This is a genomic window from Pseudomonas sp. HMSC08G10, assembly GCF_001808425.1.
Classification (GTDB): Bacteria; Pseudomonadota; Gammaproteobacteria; order Pseudomonadales; family Pseudomonadaceae; genus Aquipseudomonas; species Aquipseudomonas guariconensis.
This window is the reverse complement of record NZ_KV793335.1, coordinates 262,191-279,402: the sequence shown is the minus strand read 5'-3', so window position 1 is coordinate 279,402 and position 17,212 is coordinate 262,191. Positions and strand designations below refer to the sequence as shown.

Below are 17,212 nucleotides of genomic sequence, written 5' to 3'. Positions count from 1 at the left end.
GCAATCAACGGCTTAGCCGACAAGCCGCTCGGCAATGCCGTGCAATATGCCGGATCCGTGGCCTTGCGCCAGGGTGTTCTGCAATGCACTATCAGTGTCCATGACCGCCACTACCCTCCCCGACGGCCCCGAGCAAACCCCACTCACCGCCGACACCGTGCTGCGCTACCACCTGTGCTGGAAGCACCGCGACCTCGACGGCGTGATGGCGCTGTACCACCCTGACATCCAGTACCACGACTTCTTCCAGAACCGCGTGCTCGGCATCGATGAGCTGCACGACTACGTTCGCGCCTCGCTGCCCCACCAGGCCGGCGAAGACATCGTGCACAGCGACCGCATCCGCGTGGACGGCTGCACAGCGTTCATCCAGTACGAAGTCACGGTCCAGGGCGGAGAGGGATTGGTGGCGTTCCAGGCCAGCGAGGCGATCACCGTCAAGGATGGGCTGATCTGGCGCATCAACGAATACGCTACCTTGGTACGTCGTGATGCCCAAGGCGCCAGCCGCGCCAACCCGCGTCCGGCCACCAGCCGCCTGGGCCTTTCACCGCGCCAGCTCTCCACCATGGCCCAGGACCTGGAGCACTACTTTCAGCGACAGCGCCCCTACCTTGACCCGGAGCTGGACCTGCAACAGGTCGCCGACCACAGCGGCTACAGCCGCAATCAGATTTCCTACCTGCTCAACCAAGTGCTCGGCCAAAGCTTCTACCGTTACGTCAACCAGGCCCGCCTGCAACATCTGTTGGCCAGCCTCGATGCCCAGCACGCGACAACCCCGGTCGACGATCTGGCCTTTGCCGCGGGTTTCAATTCGCTGTCGGCGTTTTACAAGTGCTTCCGCGAACACACCGGTTTGTCGCCCAAGGCCTATGTGAAGCAGATTTCCCTGCGTGCACGCACGTAAGACAACCCTCCCCACACGCCACTAGGATCGCCCACAGACCTTTACGGATGTGGAGCCGAACCCGATGCAAGCCTGGCGTACGATCAGCCTTTGGATGGACCAGCTCGAGGAGCCACTCTGCGCCCGCCCGGCCCTGGGCCAGGACCTGGAGGTGGACGTGTGCATCATCGGCGCCGGCTACACAGGCCTATGGACCGCCTATTACCTCAAGCGCCAGGCGCCACAACTGAACGTCGCGGTGATCGACGCCAATATCGCAGGTTACGGCGCCTCGGGTCGTAATGGCGGCTGGCTGATGGGCAACCTGCTGGGCGAGGACCGGATGCTCGCCACCCTCTCGCCCCAGCAACGCCGCGCCAGCACCGATTTGCTGCATGACATCCCCAACGAAGTCCACAGCGTCCTGCAACGCGAAGGCATCGACTGCGACTACCGCAAAGGCGGCGTGCTCTATTGCGCCGCCCGTTACCCGGAGCAGGAACGCAGTCTGCGCGCCTACCTGGATGACCTCTATCGCCAAGGCATGAATGAAGACGACTACCGCTGGCTGGGGCCCGAGGCGTTGAATGGCCAGTTGCGGGTGAGCAATGCCTATGGCGCGATCTTCAGCCCGCATGTCGCTACCCTCCAGCCGGCCAAACTCGTGCGCGGCCTGGCCCGTGCGGTCGAACGCCTGGGCGTACAGATCTACGAGAACACCCCGGCCATCGACTGGCGAACCGGCGAGGTACGTACGCCCCAGGCGACGATCCGCAGCCAGTGGATCGTGCCAGCCGTGGAAGGCTACGCCGCCAGTCTGCCGCCGCTGGGACGTCATCAGTTGCCCGTGCAGAGCCTGCTGGTGGCCACCGAACCCCTGCCGGAATCGACCTGGGCACAGATCGGCCTGGATCAGGGCCAGGCCTTCAGCGAGGGCAGCCGCCAAGTCACCTATGGCCAACGCACCGCCGACAACCGCCTGGTGTTCGGTGCCCGTGGCGGCTACCGCTTCGGCGGCAGGCTGCGGGAAGACTTCAGCCTCACCGACAGCGAGATCGCCCTGCGCCGCTGCCTGTTCAGCGACCTGTTCCCGCAGATCAAGGACGTGCGCATCACCCATTCCTGGGGCGGCAACCTGGGCATGGCCCGGCGCTTCCACCCGCACATGCTGTGCGATCGCCAGCGCGGCATTGCGTTGTCGGGCGGCTATGGCGGCGAAGGCGTCGGCGCCACCAACCTGGGCGGACGCACCCTGGCCGCGTTGATACTCGGCCAACACAACGCCCTGACCGCACAGCCTTGGGTGTACGACAACCGCCCGCTGTCGAGCCTGGCCAGCTGGCCGCCCGAGCCCTGCCGCTGGCTGGGCTACAACGCGATCATCCGAAGCTTCGTGTACGAGGACCAGACCCTCGCCCAGCCCGGCAGCGCTCCTTGGCGAAGGCGCCTGGCCAGCACGCTTGCCGACTTCATGGAAGGTTTCATGCGCTGATTCAACCCAAACCACCACACAGGATCCAAGGTCATGAGCATCACCCAGTTCAAGCACACGGGCAGCGTCACCCTGGAAAGCACCAGTCCTGTCGCCGTTCCTCTCGGCGAGCCGGTCGCGGTCACGTCCGTGACCTGCGTCGAACGCAACGACGGCGTCGAAACCGGCATCTGGGAGTGCACCCCGGGGCGCTGGCGGCGGCAAATCGTGCAGCAGGAGTTCTGCCATTTCATCAAGGGCCGCTGCACCTTCACCCCCGACGGTGGCGAGCCCTTGCTCATCGAAGCCGGCGACGCCCTGATGCTGCCGGCCAACAGCACCGGCACCTGGGATATCCAGGAGACGGTACGCAAGACCTACGTTCTGATTTTCTGATCCGACGATCGCCTGCCGCCCTTCGATAACAACAAGCACAGCAAGGTATACCGGACATGCGCACCCTCCTGCTCGCCCCTCTGATGCTCGCCACCTGCGTGGCCAACGCCGCCGACTCGGTGAAGATCTACAACTGGTCCAGCTACATCGCCCCTGACACCCTCAAGCAGTTCCAGCAGGCCACCGGCATCCAGCCGACCTATGACGTGTTCGACAGCAACGAGACCCTCGACGGCAAGCTGATGACGGGCAACTCCGGCTACGACGTGGTGTTCCCCTCCAACCACTTCATGGCCCGGCAGATCCAGGGCAAAGCCCTCAAGCCGCTGGACAAGAGCCAGTTGCCCAACTGGCATAACCTCAACCCGGTGTTGCTCAAGGCGCTGGAGGTGAACGACCCGGGCAATCGCTATGGCTTCCCCTACCTCTGGGGCAGCACTGGTATTGGCTACAACATCGACAAGGTCAAGGCGGTACTGGGCGACAATGCGCCGGTGGACTCCTGGGACCTGATCTTCAAGCCCGAGAACATTTCCAAACTCAAAAGCTGCGGCGTTGCCGTGCTGGACAACGGCCCGGAGCTGCTGCCGATCGCCCTGCACTACCTGGGCCTGCCGCACCACAGCCAGAACCCGGCCGATTACGACAAAGCCAAGGCGTTGTTGATGCAGGTGCGGCCGTACATCAGCTACTTCCACTCATCCAAGTACACCGGCGACCTGGCCAACGGCGATGTCTGCGTGGTGGTAGGTTTCTCGGGGGATGTGCTGCAGGCGAAGAACCGCGCCGAAGAGGCGAACAATGGGGTGAAGGTGGGCTACTCGATACCCAAGGAAGGGGCGCCGCTGTGGTTCGACATGGTCGCCATGCCCGCCGACGCACCGGACGAAAAAGCAGGCTACGCCTACATGAACTACCTGTTGCAGCCAGAGGTGATGGCCAATATCAGCGACTATGTGCAGTACGCCAACGGCAACTTGAAGGCAGACAGCCTGGTGGACCCGAAACTCAAGGCCAACAGCATGATCTACCCGAGTGACGAGGTGCTGGGCAAGCTGTATGCCCTGGAGGCGATGCCGGCGAAGATCGACCGCATCCGTACACGGATCTGGACCAGTATCAAAGCAGGCAACTGACAGTCGTCAGCTGTGAAGCGGCAAGCGGCAAGAAAAGCGGAGCCCGTTCAGGCTCGCGCTGCTTGTAGCTTGCCGCTGCTCTTTAGTGGTGCTCGCGAGTGGCGCGGAACTTGATGTCCGGCCAGCGCTCTTCCATCAACGATAGGTTCACCCGGGTCGGCGCCAGGTAGGTCAGGTGACCGCCACCGTCGATGGCCAGGTTCTCCATGGCCTTGTTCTGGAATTCCTCGAGCTTCTTCTTGTCGTCGCAGCTGATCCAGCGCGCCGACCAGACGGTGATGGGCTCGTAGGCACATTCGACCTTGTACTCTTCCTTCAGGCGGCTGGCGACCACATCGAACTGCAGCACACCCACGGCACCGAGGATGATGTCGTTGCTGCGCTCGGGGAAGAACACCTGGGTCGCGCCTTCTTCGGCCAGCTGTTGCAGGCCCTGGCGCAATTGCTTGGACTTGAGCGGGTCCTTCAGGCGCACGCGGCGGAAGAGTTCCGGGGCGAAGTGCGGAATACCCGTGAAGCCCAGCGCCTCGCCTTCGGTGAAGGTGTCGCCGATCTGGATGGTGCCATGGTTATGCAAGCCGATGATGTCGCCGGCATAAGCCTCTTCGAGCTGTTCACGTTCGGAGGAGAAGAACGTCAGCGCATCGCCGATGCGCAGGTCCTTGCCCAGGCGCACGTGGCGCATCTTCATGCCTTTTTCGTACTTGCCCGAGCAGATCCGCATGAAGGCGATGCGGTCGCGGTGTTTCGGGTCCATGTTCGCCTGGATCTTGAACACGAAGCCGGTGAACTTCTCTTCCACAGGCTCGACGGTACGCTCGTGCGCCACGCGGCCCAGCGGGCGAGGTGCCCAATCGACGACTGCATCGAGCACATGGTCGACACCGAAGTTGCCAAGGGCGGTACCGAAGAACACCGGGGTCAGCTGACCGTTGATGAACTCGTCCTGGTTGAACTCATGGCAGGCGCCCTGCACCAGCTCCAGCTGTTCGACGAACGAATCGTACTGGTCGCCCAGGTGCGCACGGGCCTCGTCGGAGTCCAGCTTCTGGATGATCTTGGCTTCGGTGCGCTCATGACCATGACCCGGGGTATAGACCACGATGTAGTCGCCGGTGAGGTGGTACACACCCTTGAAGTCGCGGTAGCAACCGATCGGCCAGGTGATCGGCGCTGCCTTGATCTTCAGGACCGCCTCGATCTCGTCGAGCAGTTCGATGGGGTCGCGGATGTCGCGGTCGAGTTTGTTGATGAAGCTGACGATCGGCGTATCGCGCAGCCGGCAGACATCCATCAGGGCAATGGTCCGCGGCTCTACACCTTTACCGCCGTCGAGCACCATCAGCGCCGAGTCGACCGCGGTCAGGGTACGGTAGGTGTCTTCGGAAAAGTCCTCGTGGCCGGGGGTGTCGAGCAGGTTGATCATGTGCTCGCGGTAGGGGAACTGCATCACCGAGGTGGTGATGGAGATGCCGCGCTGCTTCTCCATTTCCATCCAGTCGGAGGTGGCGTGGCGGTCGGACTTGCGCGACTTCACGGTACCGGCGACGGCAATGGCCTTGCCCATCAGCAGGAGCTTCTCGGTGATGGTGGTCTTACCGGCGTCGGGGTGGGAAATGATGGCGAAAGTGCGGCGCTTCGCGACTTCGGCGGCCTGGTTGGTCATGGGAAATCGCCTGACTTGGGATCAAAAAGGGGCAATATCATACCTGAAGTCGGAGCAGGGCCAAAACCCGCCTGAGGCCATTGGGCATCAGCTTTGAATCTTGCGAGTCGCCGGTGCCTCAGAGAGCCTTTAGCGTGACCGGGGCATACCCAGGCATACGCGCTTCAAGCTCAAGTGTGCCGCCGAGAGCCTCGACTCAAGCGAATAACCAAGAAAATTGCCCAGCCAAGTCACTATACGGCAAACCGCCGAATAGCAGGTACTTCAACGCCTTCACGTGCTATCCACGATTTTTTATCGCGTGATTTTTCTGAAGAGCCAGTGATTAACACTGGCCAAACGCCTCTTCAGATGGGAACCTTTAACGCCTCGGAGACGTCCACTCCCCTGCAACCCGCCTCGGTTCAGGGCGTGTTTCATCTGCATTTCGGGCCCGACGGGGTTCGGCTCATGGCGTGACCGCCTGTCTTCAGCGCGTCACGCTGCTACTCGCGACCACACTGCCTGGCGCCAGGTATGGCGCCCGCCACGGGAGTGTGTTCGCCGACTGAAAAGGAGTCCGCCTGTGGCTGAACGCTATGGCAAAGGGCTGTTGGGATGGGCCGCCGTGCTCGTCATCCTGGCCCTGCTGGTCCACTGGATCGGCATCGATACCTTCGCGCGTTATCGCGAAGACCTTTGGTTCTACCTGCAAGCGCACCTGGTGCTGGTGCTGGCTTCGATGGCGGCGGCGTTAGCCGTGGGTATCCCCGCCGGCATTGCCTTGAGTCGACCGCACAGGGTCGACAAAGCCGAGCGCTTCATGCAGCTGTTCAACGTTGGCAACACCATTCCTCCCCTGGCCGTCCTGGCCATTGCCCTGAGTGTTCTGGGCATCGGCGCAGGCCCTGCGATCTTCGCCCTGTTCCTCGCCTCCCTCCTGCCCATCGTGCGCAACACCTACGAAGGCCTGAAGAACGTCCCCGCCTCACTCAAGGAAGCCGCCACCGGCATCGGCATGACCGCGCGCCAGCAACTCTGGCAGGTAGAACTGCCCAACGCCGTGCCGATCATCGTCGGCGGTGTGCGCGTGGCCCTGGCGCTGAACGTGGGCACGGCCCCCCTGGCCTTCCTGATCGGCGCCAACAGCCTGGGCAGCCTGATCTTCCCCGGCATCGCCCTGAACAACCAGCCGCAACTGTTGCTGGGCGCAGCCTGCACGGCCTTGCTGGCACTGGCGCTCGATGCCTTGGTGAGCCTTTCCAGCAAGCGCTGGCTGGAACGCGGCCTGTCCCAATAAAAAGAGGGAACCAATGAACAAGAAAATCGCCTTGCTCCTGGGCGCGGCCATGCTATTCGCAGGGCTCTCCCAGGCAGCGGAAAAACCGCTGATTCGCATCGGCGCGCGGGTCTTCACCGAACAGACCGTGCTCGCTGAAATCACCGCCCAATACCTGCGTGCCAACGGCTACACCGTGCGCGTCACCGAAGGCCTGGGCAGCAACATTGCACGCCAGGCCCAGGAAACCGGCCAACTCGACCTGATGTGGGAATACACCGGGGTTTCGCTGGTCTCCTACAACCACATCGACGAACGCATGCCCAGCGCCGAGGCCACCTACGCCAGGGTCAAGGCACTGGACGCCGAGAAGGGCCTGGTCTGGCTAACCCCGTCGAAATTCAGCAACACCTATGCCCTGGGCCTGCCCCAAGCCGTGGCCAAGGCCTACCCGCAGCTCAACACCATCAGTCAATTGCAGCGAGTGCTGCGCGACGAGCATGAGCGCAACCACCTGGTGGCACTGGACACCGAGTTCGCCAATCGCCCGGACGGCCTGGTGGGGCTGCGCGAGTTGTATGACCTGCCGCTCGACCGGCGCAACATTCGGCAGATGGACGGCGGCTTGGTCTATACCGCGATGCGCAATAACCAAGTCTTCGCCGGCCTGGTGTACACCACCGACGGGCGCCTGAACGCGTTCAACCTCAAGCTGCTCGAAGACGATAAACACTACTTCCCCGACTACACCGCCGCCCCGGTGGTGCGCCAACAGACGCTCGACGCCAACCCGCGCCTGGCCGACCTGCTCAAGCCTCTGGCCGAGCTGCTCGACGACCAGACCATGCGTGCACTCAACGCCAAGGTCGATGTCGAGCATCAGAGCCCGGCGACCGTGGCCGCGGCATTCCTGCGCGAGCACCCGATCAGCGAGGTACAGCCATGAACCTGCTCGATACGTTCACCCATCTGGACTGGTCCCAAGTGCTGCACCTGACCGGCCAGCACATCACCCTGGTGGGCGTGGCCGTGGGCCTGGCGATCTTGGTCGGCGTGCCCTTGGGGGTCTTGATGACCCGCTTCCCATCCCTGGCTGGCCCCCTGCAGGCCAGCGCCACGGTGCTGCTGACCGTCCCTTCGATCGCCCTGTTCGGCCTGCTGCTGCCGTTCTACTCCAAGTTCGGCCAGGGCCTGGGGCCATTGCCGGCGATCACGGCGGTATTCCTTTATTCGCTGCTGCCGATCATGCGCAACACCTACCTGGCCCTGACCAATGTCGAACCTGGCATCCGTGAAGCGGCGCGCGGCATCGGCATGACCTTCGGCCAGCGCCTGCGCATGGTCGAATTGCCCATCGCGGTGCCGGTGATCCTCGCTGGCGTGCGCACCGCCGTGGTGATGAACATCGGCGTGATGACCATCGCCGCCACCATCGGCGCCGGCGGCCTGGGTGTACTCATCCTCACCTCCATCAGCCGCAGCGACATGTCCATGCTGCTGGTCGGCGCCGTGCTGGTCAGCCTGCTGGCGATCATCGCCGACCTGCTTCTGCAAACCCTGCAACGTGCCCTGACTCCGGAAGGACTGCGCCCATGATTGAACTGAAGAACCTAAGCAAGACCTTCAACGTCAACGGCAAGGACGTCAAAGCCGTCGACGCGGTCAGCCTCACCGTCAACGAAGGCGAAATCTGCGTGTTTCTCGGCCCCTCGGGCTGCGGCAAAAGCACAACCCTGAAAATGATCAACCGCCTGATCACACCGACCAGCGGCCAGGTATTGATCAATGGCGAGGACACCAGCGCCCTAGACGAGGTGACCCTGCGCCGCCACATTGGCTACGTGATCCAGCAGATCGGCCTGTTCCCGAACATGACCATCGAGGAAAACATCACAGTCGTCCCGCGCTTGCTGGGCTGGGACAAGCAACGATGCCACGAGCGCGCCCGCGAGCTGATGCACATGATCAAACTCGAGCCCAAGCAGTACCTGCAGCGCTACCCGCGTGAACTTTCGGGCGGCCAGCAACAGCGGATCGGCGTGATCCGTGCCTTGGCCGCCGAGGCACCGGTGCTGCTGATGGATGAGCCTTTCGGCGCGGTCGACCCGATCAATCGCGAGATGATCCAGAACGAGTTCTTCGAGATGCAACGGGCGCTGAACAAGACCGTGATCATGGTCAGCCATGACATCGACGAGGCGATCAAGCTGGGCGACAAGATCGCCATCTTCCGCGCCGGCAAACTGCTGCAGCTCGACCACCCGGACACCTTGCTGGCCCATCCGGTGGATGACTTCGTGAGCAATTTCGTCGGCCAGGACAGCACCTTGAAGCGCCTGTTGCTGGTACGTGCCGAGGATGCCGCAGACAACGCCCCGTCCCTGAGCCCCGAGACGCCCGTAAGCGATGCCCTGGAGCTGATGGACGAGCATGATCGCCGCTATGTGGTGGTCACCGATGCGCAGAACCGGGCGTTGGGCTACGTGCGCCGACGCGACCTGCATCGCCAGCAGGGGAGCTGTGGCGATTTCCTGCGCCCGTTCAATGCCACCGCAGCCCACGACGAACACCTGCGCATCCTCCTGTCGCGGATGTATGAGTTCAATCGTGCCTGGTTGCCGGTGCTCGATGCCGAGCAGGTGTTCCTAGGCGAGGTGACCCAAGAGTCCATTGCGGCCTACCTGAGTTCGGGACGTTCGCGTGGGGGCAAGACCAGTATCGTTTCGCCGGCAGAGACGGTTGTCGCCCTCTAAGAAGCGTGTCGGTTGTGCCGACCGCTTCGCGGGTAAACCCGCTCCTACAGCCAATAGCGTTGTATTTGTAGGAGCGGATTTATCTGCGAATCAGGCACTGGTATCAGAACCCTACACTGGCCTGCACATAGAAGGTGCGCGGCTCCCCCACATAGAGCCCGGCATTGTTGTCGCTGGAGCGGGTGTAGTACTGCTTGTCGAAGAGGTTCTTCACACCCGCCGCCAGCTTCAGGTTCGACAGCTGCGGCCCGAAGTCATACCCACCACGGGCATGCCAGGTGACATAACCGGGAATGTCGCCGAACCGTCCATCGGCACTCGGCTCGGTGATGTAGTTGCCGTTGAACTGACCATTGGTGATCCCCGTGCCTGGCGAGCGCTGCTTGGACTGGGCATAAGCATCCAGATTCCAGGTCCAGCGGTTCATCTCGTAGCGCAGCCCCGCCGTGGCCACCTGGCGGGAGTAGAACGGCAGGTCACGACCTTTGAAACCAGGAATCTCGCCTTCATAGGTGGCGCGGGTATAGGTGTAGCCTGCATTGGCCGTCAGCCCTTGCAGGCGTGCATCCAACCCGGACAGGTCATAACGCACGGCGGCTTCGATGCCCTGGTGCTTGGTCGCCCCCAGGTTGGTCCAGCCGACCTCGTTGCTGATGTATTGCAGCTCGTCGTCGAAGTCGATGTAGAACGCGGTCAGCTCGCCCGCGAAATGGCCATCGTCATAACGCGTGCCGATCTCGTAGGTCTTGGCCTTTTCCGGCTCCAGGCCATTGGCGGTGCTGTCGCCTTTACCACCTTGCCCAAGCTGGAAGTACTGCAGGCTGCCGAAAGAGGTCTCGTAGTTGGCGAACAGCTTCCAGGCATCGGACAGGTGATACATCACGCTCAATGCTGGCAGGGGTTCGTTGCTGGTGACACTGCGGTTTTTCTCAGGGACCCGCTGGTAGTCTCCATCCAGGACCGGGCGGTCGCGCCAGTCGGTATTGATGTGCTCGAAGCGGATGCCGGGGGTGATGGTCCAGTTGCCGACGTCGATCTTGTCGTCGATGTAGTAGGCACTGGCTTCGGTGCCCCCGCTGCGGTCCTGGATGACATGGCCGTCGGAACCCGGGACCGGCGTCGGCACGTTGTCGATCAGCGCCAGCTGCGAAGACTGCTCGCGCATGGCTTCCTTCAGGTAGCGATAGCCGACGCTGACTTCCTGGGTGGTGGGGCCGGCGAAGAAGATCCGCGACAAGCGCGGCTCGATAGCGAAGGTGTGGTAATTGCGCGGGTACGACGACAGGGTCTTCATGGTGCGGTCGGCGATGGAACTGCCGCGGAAGCTGTCGGTGTAATAGGTCAGCACTTCGAACTGGGTGGCCTCGTCGAGCTGACGCTGCCACTTGAACGACACGTCCTTGCGACGGCCGGCGAAGTAATCGTAGTCGCGCACCGACTGGAAGGGGTCATGGTCGAACTGCGCCTGGGTCAGGCCACCGGGCATGTCGGCCCGACCATCGTAGTAATGGAAGTTGAGCCAGAACTCGTCGCTGTCGGTGGGCGCCCAGTGGGTCTTGAGGATGACGTCGTCGATGTCATTGCCATTGTTGCTGCTGCGGTAACCGTTGCCGTTCACGCCGGTATAGAGCAATGCCACACCCATGCCGTTATCGGCAGTGCCGCCGACAAATGCCGACTCGGTGTGTTTCCAGCCGCCATGGCGAGAGGTTTCCAGCGTTGTGGACAACTCACCCGAAGCTTTCTCCGGGATGGCACGGGTCACGAAGTTGATCACCCCGCCGACGTTCTGCGGGCCATAGCGCACGGAGCCTGCGCCGCGAACCACATCGATGCTGTCGAGGTTACCCGAGGAAATTGGCGCCATGGACAGCTGAGGCTGGCCATAGGGCGCGAACGCGGCGGGGATACCGTCGATCAACACCGTCGAGCGCGGCGACAGGCGAGATGTCAGTCCGCGCACACCCACGTTGAGCGACAGGTCGCTGCCACCGGTGCCATTGGAATCCTGGACCTGCACACCAGGGATGCCGCGCAGCACGTCGCGTACGTTCATCGCGCCCTTTTCCACCATGGCCTCACGACGCACCACGGTGCGCGCGCCGGGATGGTTCTGTACCACGCTCTGCTGGGCATCCCCCAGCCAGTCGCCGACCACTTTGACGTCGGTGGGCGCCAGCTCAAGGCTGCCGGTGGTCAACACGCCTGCGCTCTCGGCCGGCTTGACCACCACGGTGCCCTGGGACAGCTCATAGGTCAGCCCACTGCCTTGCAACAATTGTTGCAGCGCCTGCTCCGGCGCAAGATTTCCCGAGACCGCCGGGGCCTGCTTGCCCGCCACCAGTTCAGGGCTGAAGAACAATTGCAGGTTGGTCTGTTGCCCCAACTGGCTCAAGGCCGAAGCCAGGGGCTGAGCCTGGATTTGGATCGTCGCCGGCGTTTGTTCGGCGTAGGCATTGGCCGTGGCGGCACTGATCGCCAGAGCCAGCGCGAGAGAAGGCAAACGCAGGAAAGGCTTGTTGTTATTCACGTCGTCGAAGAATCCTGAAAGTCCGGATGAACGCCAACCACACGCAAATGGAAATGCTTGGCAGTTGCAGCTGGCGAGGAAGACGAACGAGTGAAAAAAAACCTGAATTTATTTCGCGATAATTTCGCTGGAGCCGTCGCCATGGGTCTTGATGGCCACCGGCAAGATGCTCGGCAGGGCCCGCAGCAGCGCGTCGGTGTCATCGACACTGAAGGTGCTGGACAGGCGCAGGCCCGCCGCCTTGCCAGGGGCGACGCGCAGTGGCTGGCTGCGGTAACGGGAGACTTCCGCCACCACCTCGGCCAAGGTGGCGTTATCGAATACCAGCTTGCCGTGACGCCAGGCCGTCACGACAGCCGCATCCACAGGGTACGGCGCCACGACCTGGCCTTGCGGATCGATATGCGCGCCCAGGCCCGCGGTGAGCTGCGCCGATGGACCGGAAGCCCCTTCCACCTTGACGGAGCCCTGTTCCACGGCCACCCGGGTGTGCCCGCGGTCCAGGCGCACATCGAAACGGGTCCCGGTCACGGTGACGCGTCCTTGGGCGGTGTCGACCACGAAAGGCCGTGCGCTGTCGTGGGCAACGCTGAACATCACTTCACCCGCTTCGAGCACGACCTGTCGCTGCCCGGCGCTGTACCTCACGCCCAGGCGAGTCGCGCCATTGAGTTGCAGCTGCGAGCCGTCCGGCAGCTCGATATCACGGCGCTCGCCCAAGGCGGTCTGCAGGTCTTCGCTATGGTTTTCGCGGGTGTATTGCCAGCCACGCCAGCCCAATCCAAGGGCGGCGGCGCCCACTCCCGCCGCCAGGGCCTGCTGCAGGAAACGCCGACGGGGCAGATGCCGCACAGGCTCAGGTACGCACAGCGCCTCCAGGCGCTGGGGCGGGATGTGGTCGGCGGCCTGCCACAACCGCTCGAGCAGGCCGTACTCCTGGCGGTGGCGAGGATCGGCCTTAAGCCACTGATGCAAGCGCGCCTGCAGCTGGGTATCTCCCGGCGCATCCTGGATCCGCGCGAACCATTCGGCGGCCTGCTCACGCACGTCTTCGGCGCCGGGCTGTTTCATGCAAAGGGTCTCCTGACTCATCGGGTGGACACATCCAGGTGCTCACGCAGATGCCGGAGCGTGCGGATCATATACTTTTCGACCATGTTCTTGCTCAGGCCCATGCGCTCGGCAATCTCCGCCTGGGTCAGCCCCTCGAGCTTCTGCCAGACGAACACCTGCCGGCAATTGACCGGCAGCTCGGCCAGGGCGCGCTCGACGCTGTCGGCCAGTTCCAGGGCATGCACATAGGCTTCCGGATCACCATTGCCTGCGGCGCCTTCATCGAACATCTCCTCTTCCAAGGCCTGGCGCCGGTCCTCACGGCGGTAACCGTCGACGGCAATGTTGCGGGCCGTCTGGTGCAGGTAGGCGCGCGGCTGCTCGATGACCTCTCGCGGGTTTTCCAGCACCCGCACGAAAGCGTCATGGGCGAGGTCCTCGGCCTGTGGACGGTTGCGCAGCTTGCGCGTCCAGGTGCCGATCAGCTCGTGATAGTGATCGAGGAAGCCTTTGTGTCCAGACATGGTCGAGGCCATCTAGGGGCAGTACAAGGTCGCGAATAGTAATGCTTCTCATAAACGACGGCAAATCAACGATGACCCAGCCCGCCCCAGAGATCGGTAACAAAAAATTTATCGGAATTTCGGTCGATCTGACGCGCACCTTAAGTGGCCATAAATATGAACACTTTGACGCCATCGATCTGTTGACTTTGCTCGGTCTCGCGTCGCCAAGAGAACACCATGGCGTCTTTTTCGGGGGCTCGCCTCGGAAGGGGGCAGCGCGGTCCATTCCACAATTCTTTACGCTTGGGAACATCAGCCGTTCACACCGGTCGGTTATTCCAGTGGCAGGTGGCCAAATCGCGACGAACGTGCCGGGATTGCCTGTTGATTCTGCATTCCTCACGCCCTAAAGTGCGCGCCGAACGTCCATGCTGGAAACGATCCATCCGGCTCAAGTACTGACGACGAGACAGCAAGGTCACCCGCCGCTCCGCTTCACGGGCACGGTTGACCTTTTTGCTTTCGGCGACATGCCTTGGGAAGTAGGCGAACCAAAGTGGGGATACGGAGGACGTTCAGTTTGCACCACTTAATTTTTCAGTTTGCCCATGGAGTCCCTCAGCATGTCGATCCAGGTCGAAGACTATTTCGCGCGTGACACCTTCCAGAAGATGAAGGCGTTCGCCGACAAGCAGGAAACCCCGTTCGTACTCATCGACACCCAGATGATCAGCCAGGCCTATGACGACCTGCGCGCAGGCTTCGAATTCGCCAAGGTCTACTACGCGGTCAAGGCCAACCCGGCAGTCGAGATCATCGACCTGCTTAAGGAAAAAGGCTCGAGCTTCGATATCGCCTCGATCTACGAGCTGGACAAAGTGCTAGGCCGTGGTGTCACCGCCGACCGCATCAGCTACGGCAACACCATCAAGAAGTCCAAGGACATCCGCTACTTCTACGAGAAGGGCGTGCGCCTGTACGCCACCGACTCCGAGGCGGACCTGCGCAACATCGCCAAGGCCGCACCGGGTTCGAAAGTCTACGTGCGCATCCTCACCGAAGGCTCCACCACTGCCGACTGGCCGCTGTCGCGCAAGTTCGGCTGCCAGACCGACATGGCCATGGACCTGCTGATCCTGGCCCGTGACCTGGGCCTGGTGCCTTACGGCATCTCCTTCCATGTCGGCTCCCAGCAGCGCGACATCAGCGTCTGGGACGCGGCCATCGCCAAGGTCAAGGTGATCTTCGAGCGCCTGAAGGAAGAAGACGGCATCGAGCTCAAGCTGATCAACATGGGCGGTGGTTTCCCGGCCAACTACATCACCCGCACCAACAGCCTCGAAACCTACGCCGAGGAAATTATCCGCTTCCTCAAGGAAGACTTCGGTGACGACCTGCCGGAAATCATCCTCGAGCCAGGTCGCTCGCTGATCGCCAATGCCGGCATCCTGGTCAGCGAAGTGGTGCTGGTGGCACGCAAGTCGCGCACCGCTGTCGAGCGCTGGATCTACACCGACGTGGGCAAGTTCTCCGGCCTGATCGAAACCATGGACGAGTCGATCAAGTTCCCGATCTGGACCGAGAAGAAGGGCGAGACCGAAGAAGTGGTCATCGCCGGCCCCACCTGCGACAGCGCCGACATCATGTACGAGCACTACAAGTACGGCCTGCCACTGAACCTGGCCATCGGTGACCGCCTCTACTGGCTGTCCACCGGCGCCTACACCACCAGCTACAGCGCGGTTGAGTTCAACGGCTTCCCGCCGCTGAAGGCCTACTACCTGTAATGCAAGACGGGGCCGCGAGGCCCCGTTTTCATGTGCGCCTTCTTCGTGGGTAAACCCGCCCCACCAGGTCCATTACGGGCCTGGTGGAGCGGATTTACGCGAAGGACTGTAAAGACGCCTTCAAGGCTTACGCCTTTGCAGCTCTTGGGCATACCGCGCGGCAAACGCCATCAGCATCGGCCCCGCCTGCTGCAAGGTCACCAAGGCACTGCGCAGAAAATTCAGGTTCCCCTCGACCCGCGCCCGCTCCAACCAAGGCAGGGCCTCGGCCAACTGCCCACGTTCGACCAGTACCATCGCCAGGCTGAACATGCCGCGAAAATCACCCGCCTCAGCCGAACGGCGATACCAGCGCACCGCGCGCACCGGACTGGCAGCGGTGGCGATCCCCTGCTCCAGGTAACGGCCATACAGGTTCATCGACTTGGCGTGGCCCAGGTGCGCCGCCTTTTCATAGCAGCTCAACGCCAGAGCCTGGTCCACAGCGACGCCTCTCCCGGTAGCCAGCAGGTTGGCATAGTTGTACAGCCCCCAGTCCAGACCGGCGTCAGCCGCCTGGCGATAGTGAGCAGCGGCCATCCGCAGGTCGCATTCCCCGCCCCAGCCATGCTCCAGGCATCGTCCCAGCATGTTGTGCCCCATGGCGCTCGCGCCTTGGGCCGCTATAGCAAACCACTGCCGCGCCAGCGCCCGGTCCTGCTCGATGCCGCGGCCATCCAGCAGAATCTGCCCGAGCATCAACTGCGCCTCGACAACCCCCCGTTGCGCCGCGGCCAGGATGGCTTGGGCCGCCTTGCCAGGGCTTTGTTCGAGCATGGCTTGCAGACCTGCGATATCGACGACTTCCTCACGACGCAACTGATATGACACGGTTCAGACCTCGGCCCAGCGGCGCAGCAGGTTGTGATAGGTGCCGGTCAGTTGCAGCAATGAGGGGTGATCGGGGACATCGGCGGTCAATTGGCGGATGGCATTGTCCATCTCGAACAGCAAGGTGCGCTGGCTGTCCTCGCGCACCAGGCTTTGGGTCCAGAAAAACGCCGCATAGCGCGCCCCACGGGTAACCGGATTGACCTTGTGCAGGCTAGTGCCCGGATACAGCACCATGTCGCCGGCCGCCAGCTTGACCTGCTGCACACCATAGGTGTCCTGGATCACCAGTTCGCCACCGTCATAGCTGTCCGGGTCGCTCAAGAACAACGTAGAAGAGACATCCGTGCGTATCCGCTCGGCGCTACCCTTGGGCTGACGCAGCGCGTTGTCGATGTGGAAGCCGAAATTGCCGCCTTCGCGGTAGCAGTTGATCAGCGGTGGAAACACCTTGTGCGGCAATGCCGCAGACATGAACAGCGGATTGCGCCACAGACGATCGATCAAGGCGCTGCCGATCTCCTTGGCCAGCGCGTGCCCTTCTGGCAACTGCAGGTTGTGCTTGGCCTTGGCCGACTGATAACCCGCGGTGACCTTGCCATCGGCCCAGTCCGCCTGCTCCAGCGCCTCACGGATGCGGGAGAGTTCGTCGGCGTCGAACAGACCGGGAATGTGGAGCAGCATGACGGTGGCACCTGAGAGGTAGGAAGGCTGCCAATGATATTGATTCCCTTTTGCACCACACAAGCCCCGCCCGCCGCTTAAGACGTTTCAGCACAGCAAAACCGTAAAGAGAAATTGTAAAGATTGTAAGTTTCTCGCGTTTGTTAACGATTCTCAATTGAGACTCGCAATTGCTTGCATTAAGATCCGCCGACTTCAAACCTTGGGGAAGGT

At 62.3% G+C, this 17,212-nt stretch carries 16 protein-coding genes; 10 read left to right on the top strand and 6 right to left on the bottom strand.

The annotated features are described in order from the left end of the window. Nucleotides 1–100 precede the first annotated feature (100 nt). The 4 genes from HMPREF3173_RS23340 (at nucleotide 101) to HMPREF3173_RS23325 (ending at nucleotide 3,892) form a co-directional block, all read left to right on the top strand. Nucleotides 101–910 carry an AraC family transcriptional regulator gene (locus tag HMPREF3173_RS23340; RefSeq protein WP_070577077.1) on the top strand — a complete coding sequence of 270 codons (810 nt, stop codon included), beginning with the start codon at nucleotides 101–103 and terminating at the stop codon, nucleotides 908–910. Between the two features lie 64 nt (nucleotides 911–974). Beyond that, a complete protein-coding gene (locus HMPREF3173_RS23335) occupies nucleotides 975–2,381 on the top strand; it encodes an NAD(P)/FAD-dependent oxidoreductase (protein WP_070577075.1) in 1,407 nt (468 codons plus the stop codon). A gap of 33 nt (nucleotides 2,382–2,414) precedes the next feature. Next, the gene (locus HMPREF3173_RS23330; RefSeq protein WP_043208147.1) at nucleotides 2,415–2,756 is read left to right on the top strand and encodes a cupin domain-containing protein; all 342 of its coding nucleotides are present in this window, start codon (nucleotides 2,415–2,417) and stop codon (nucleotides 2,754–2,756) included. A gap of 56 nt (nucleotides 2,757–2,812) precedes the next feature. Continuing rightward, nucleotides 2,813–3,892, top strand: coding sequence for a polyamine ABC transporter substrate-binding protein (locus tag HMPREF3173_RS23325; protein WP_043208145.1), 1,080 nt, complete (start codon nucleotides 2,813–2,815; stop codon nucleotides 3,890–3,892). Nucleotides 3,893–3,974: 82 nt separating this feature from the next. Here the strand turns inward: HMPREF3173_RS23325 and HMPREF3173_RS23320 are convergent, their stop codons facing one another. Then, nucleotides 3,975–5,558 (bottom strand): peptide chain release factor 3, encoded by a 1,584-nt coding sequence (locus HMPREF3173_RS23320; RefSeq protein WP_043208143.1) that lies wholly within the window; start codon nucleotides 5,556–5,558, stop codon nucleotides 3,975–3,977. 565 nt (nucleotides 5,559–6,123) lie between these two features. Here HMPREF3173_RS23320 and HMPREF3173_RS23315 point away from each other — a divergent pair. From HMPREF3173_RS23315 to HMPREF3173_RS23300, 4 genes are read left to right on the top strand one after another with little or no spacing between them, the layout of a single operon-like run. Beyond that, a complete protein-coding gene (locus tag HMPREF3173_RS23315) occupies nucleotides 6,124–6,837 on the top strand; it encodes an ABC transporter permease (protein WP_043208139.1) in 714 nt (237 codons plus the stop codon). A gap of 13 nt (nucleotides 6,838–6,850) precedes the next feature. Next, entirely contained in the window at nucleotides 6,851–7,762 is a 912-nt protein-coding gene (locus tag HMPREF3173_RS23310) for a glycine betaine ABC transporter substrate-binding protein (RefSeq protein ID WP_043208137.1), read from the top strand. After that, a complete protein-coding gene (locus tag HMPREF3173_RS23305) occupies nucleotides 7,759–8,412 on the top strand; it encodes an ABC transporter permease (protein WP_070577074.1) in 654 nt (217 codons plus the stop codon). The genes HMPREF3173_RS23310 and HMPREF3173_RS23305 overlap by 4 nt, the downstream gene beginning before the upstream one ends. Beyond that, the gene (locus tag HMPREF3173_RS23300; protein ID WP_070577072.1) at nucleotides 8,409–9,569 is read left to right on the top strand and encodes an osmoprotectant ABC transporter ATP-binding protein OsmV; all 1,161 of its coding nucleotides are present in this window, start codon (nucleotides 8,409–8,411) and stop codon (nucleotides 9,567–9,569) included. The genes HMPREF3173_RS23305 and HMPREF3173_RS23300 overlap by 4 nt, the downstream gene beginning before the upstream one ends. A gap of 103 nt (nucleotides 9,570–9,672) precedes the next feature. On the opposite strand, the gene HMPREF3173_RS23295 is transcribed toward HMPREF3173_RS23300, so the two are convergent. The 3 genes from HMPREF3173_RS23295 to HMPREF3173_RS23285 all read right to left on the bottom strand — a co-directional run bounded on the left by HMPREF3173_RS23295 (nucleotide 9,673) and on the right by HMPREF3173_RS23285 (nucleotide 13,688). Beyond that, a complete protein-coding gene (locus tag HMPREF3173_RS23295) occupies nucleotides 9,673–12,099 on the bottom strand; it encodes a TonB-dependent siderophore receptor (RefSeq protein ID WP_070577070.1) in 2,427 nt (808 codons plus the stop codon). A gap of 108 nt (nucleotides 12,100–12,207) precedes the next feature. Further along, on the bottom strand, nucleotides 12,208–13,170 hold the full coding sequence (locus tag HMPREF3173_RS23290; RefSeq protein ID WP_043208130.1) for a FecR family protein: 963 nt from the start codon (nucleotides 13,168–13,170) through the stop codon (nucleotides 12,208–12,210). A 17-nt stretch (nucleotides 13,171–13,187) separates the two neighbouring features. After that, complete coding sequence (locus tag HMPREF3173_RS23285) at nucleotides 13,188–13,688, bottom strand: RNA polymerase sigma factor (protein ID WP_043208129.1); 501 nt, start codon at nucleotides 13,686–13,688, stop codon at nucleotides 13,188–13,190. A 29-nt stretch (nucleotides 13,689–13,717) separates the two neighbouring features. Between HMPREF3173_RS23285 and HMPREF3173_RS24485 the strand changes: the two genes are divergently transcribed. Together HMPREF3173_RS24485 and HMPREF3173_RS23280 are read left to right on the top strand one after the other, a co-directional pair. Continuing rightward, complete coding sequence (locus HMPREF3173_RS24485) at nucleotides 13,718–14,068, top strand: hypothetical protein (protein WP_139146887.1); 351 nt, start codon at nucleotides 13,718–13,720, stop codon at nucleotides 14,066–14,068. 213 nt (nucleotides 14,069–14,281) lie between these two features. Next, nucleotides 14,282–15,445, top strand: a complete 1,164-nt coding sequence (locus HMPREF3173_RS23280) for a type III PLP-dependent enzyme (RefSeq protein WP_043208127.1) — start codon at nucleotides 14,282–14,284, stop codon at nucleotides 15,443–15,445. A gap of 120 nt (nucleotides 15,446–15,565) precedes the next feature. Here the strand turns inward: HMPREF3173_RS23280 and HMPREF3173_RS23275 are convergent, their stop codons facing one another. Both HMPREF3173_RS23275 and HMPREF3173_RS23270 read right to left on the bottom strand, forming a co-directional pair. Beyond that, a complete protein-coding gene (locus HMPREF3173_RS23275) occupies nucleotides 15,566–16,315 on the bottom strand; it encodes a tetratricopeptide repeat protein (protein ID WP_070577069.1) in 750 nt (249 codons plus the stop codon). Between the two features lie 3 nt (nucleotides 16,316–16,318). After that, nucleotides 16,319–16,999, bottom strand: a complete 681-nt coding sequence (locus HMPREF3173_RS23270) for a Fe2+-dependent dioxygenase (protein ID WP_070577067.1) — start codon at nucleotides 16,997–16,999, stop codon at nucleotides 16,319–16,321. Nucleotides 17,000–17,212 lie beyond the last annotated feature (213 nt).

Bases quoted from the DNA above. Each gene is read 5' to 3' on its own strand.
- HMPREF3173_RS23335 (WP_070577075.1), top strand. From the start codon at position 975: ATGCAAGCCTGGCGTACGATCAGCCTTTGGATGGACCAGCTCGAGGAG.
- HMPREF3173_RS23280 (WP_043208127.1), top strand. From the start codon at position 14,282: ATGTCGATCCAGGTCGAAGACTATTTCGCGCGTGACACCTTCCAGAAG.
- HMPREF3173_RS23325 (WP_043208145.1), top strand. From the start codon at position 2,813: ATGCGCACCCTCCTGCTCGCCCCTCTGATGCTCGCCACCTGCGTGGCC.
- HMPREF3173_RS23300 (WP_070577072.1), top strand. From the start codon at position 8,409: ATGATTGAACTGAAGAACCTAAGCAAGACCTTCAACGTCAACGGCAAG.
- HMPREF3173_RS23330 (WP_043208147.1), top strand. From the start codon at position 2,415: ATGAGCATCACCCAGTTCAAGCACACGGGCAGCGTCACCCTGGAAAGC.
- HMPREF3173_RS23320 (WP_043208143.1), bottom strand. From the start codon at position 5,558: ATGACCAACCAGGCCGCCGAAGTCGCGAAGCGCCGCACTTTCGCCATC.
- HMPREF3173_RS23340 (WP_070577077.1), top strand. From the start codon at position 101: ATGACCGCCACTACCCTCCCCGACGGCCCCGAGCAAACCCCACTCACC.
- HMPREF3173_RS23285 (WP_043208129.1), bottom strand. From the start codon at position 13,688: ATGGCCTCGACCATGTCTGGACACAAAGGCTTCCTCGATCACTATCAC.
- HMPREF3173_RS24485 (WP_139146887.1), top strand. From the start codon at position 13,718: ATGCTTCTCATAAACGACGGCAAATCAACGATGACCCAGCCCGCCCCA.
- HMPREF3173_RS23290 (WP_043208130.1), bottom strand. From the start codon at position 13,170: ATGAAACAGCCCGGCGCCGAAGACGTGCGTGAGCAGGCCGCCGAATGG.
- HMPREF3173_RS23305 (WP_070577074.1), top strand. From the start codon at position 7,759: ATGAACCTGCTCGATACGTTCACCCATCTGGACTGGTCCCAAGTGCTG.
- HMPREF3173_RS23270 (WP_070577067.1), bottom strand. From the start codon at position 16,999: ATGCTGCTCCACATTCCCGGTCTGTTCGACGCCGACGAACTCTCCCGC.
- HMPREF3173_RS23310 (WP_043208137.1), top strand. From the start codon at position 6,851: ATGAACAAGAAAATCGCCTTGCTCCTGGGCGCGGCCATGCTATTCGCA.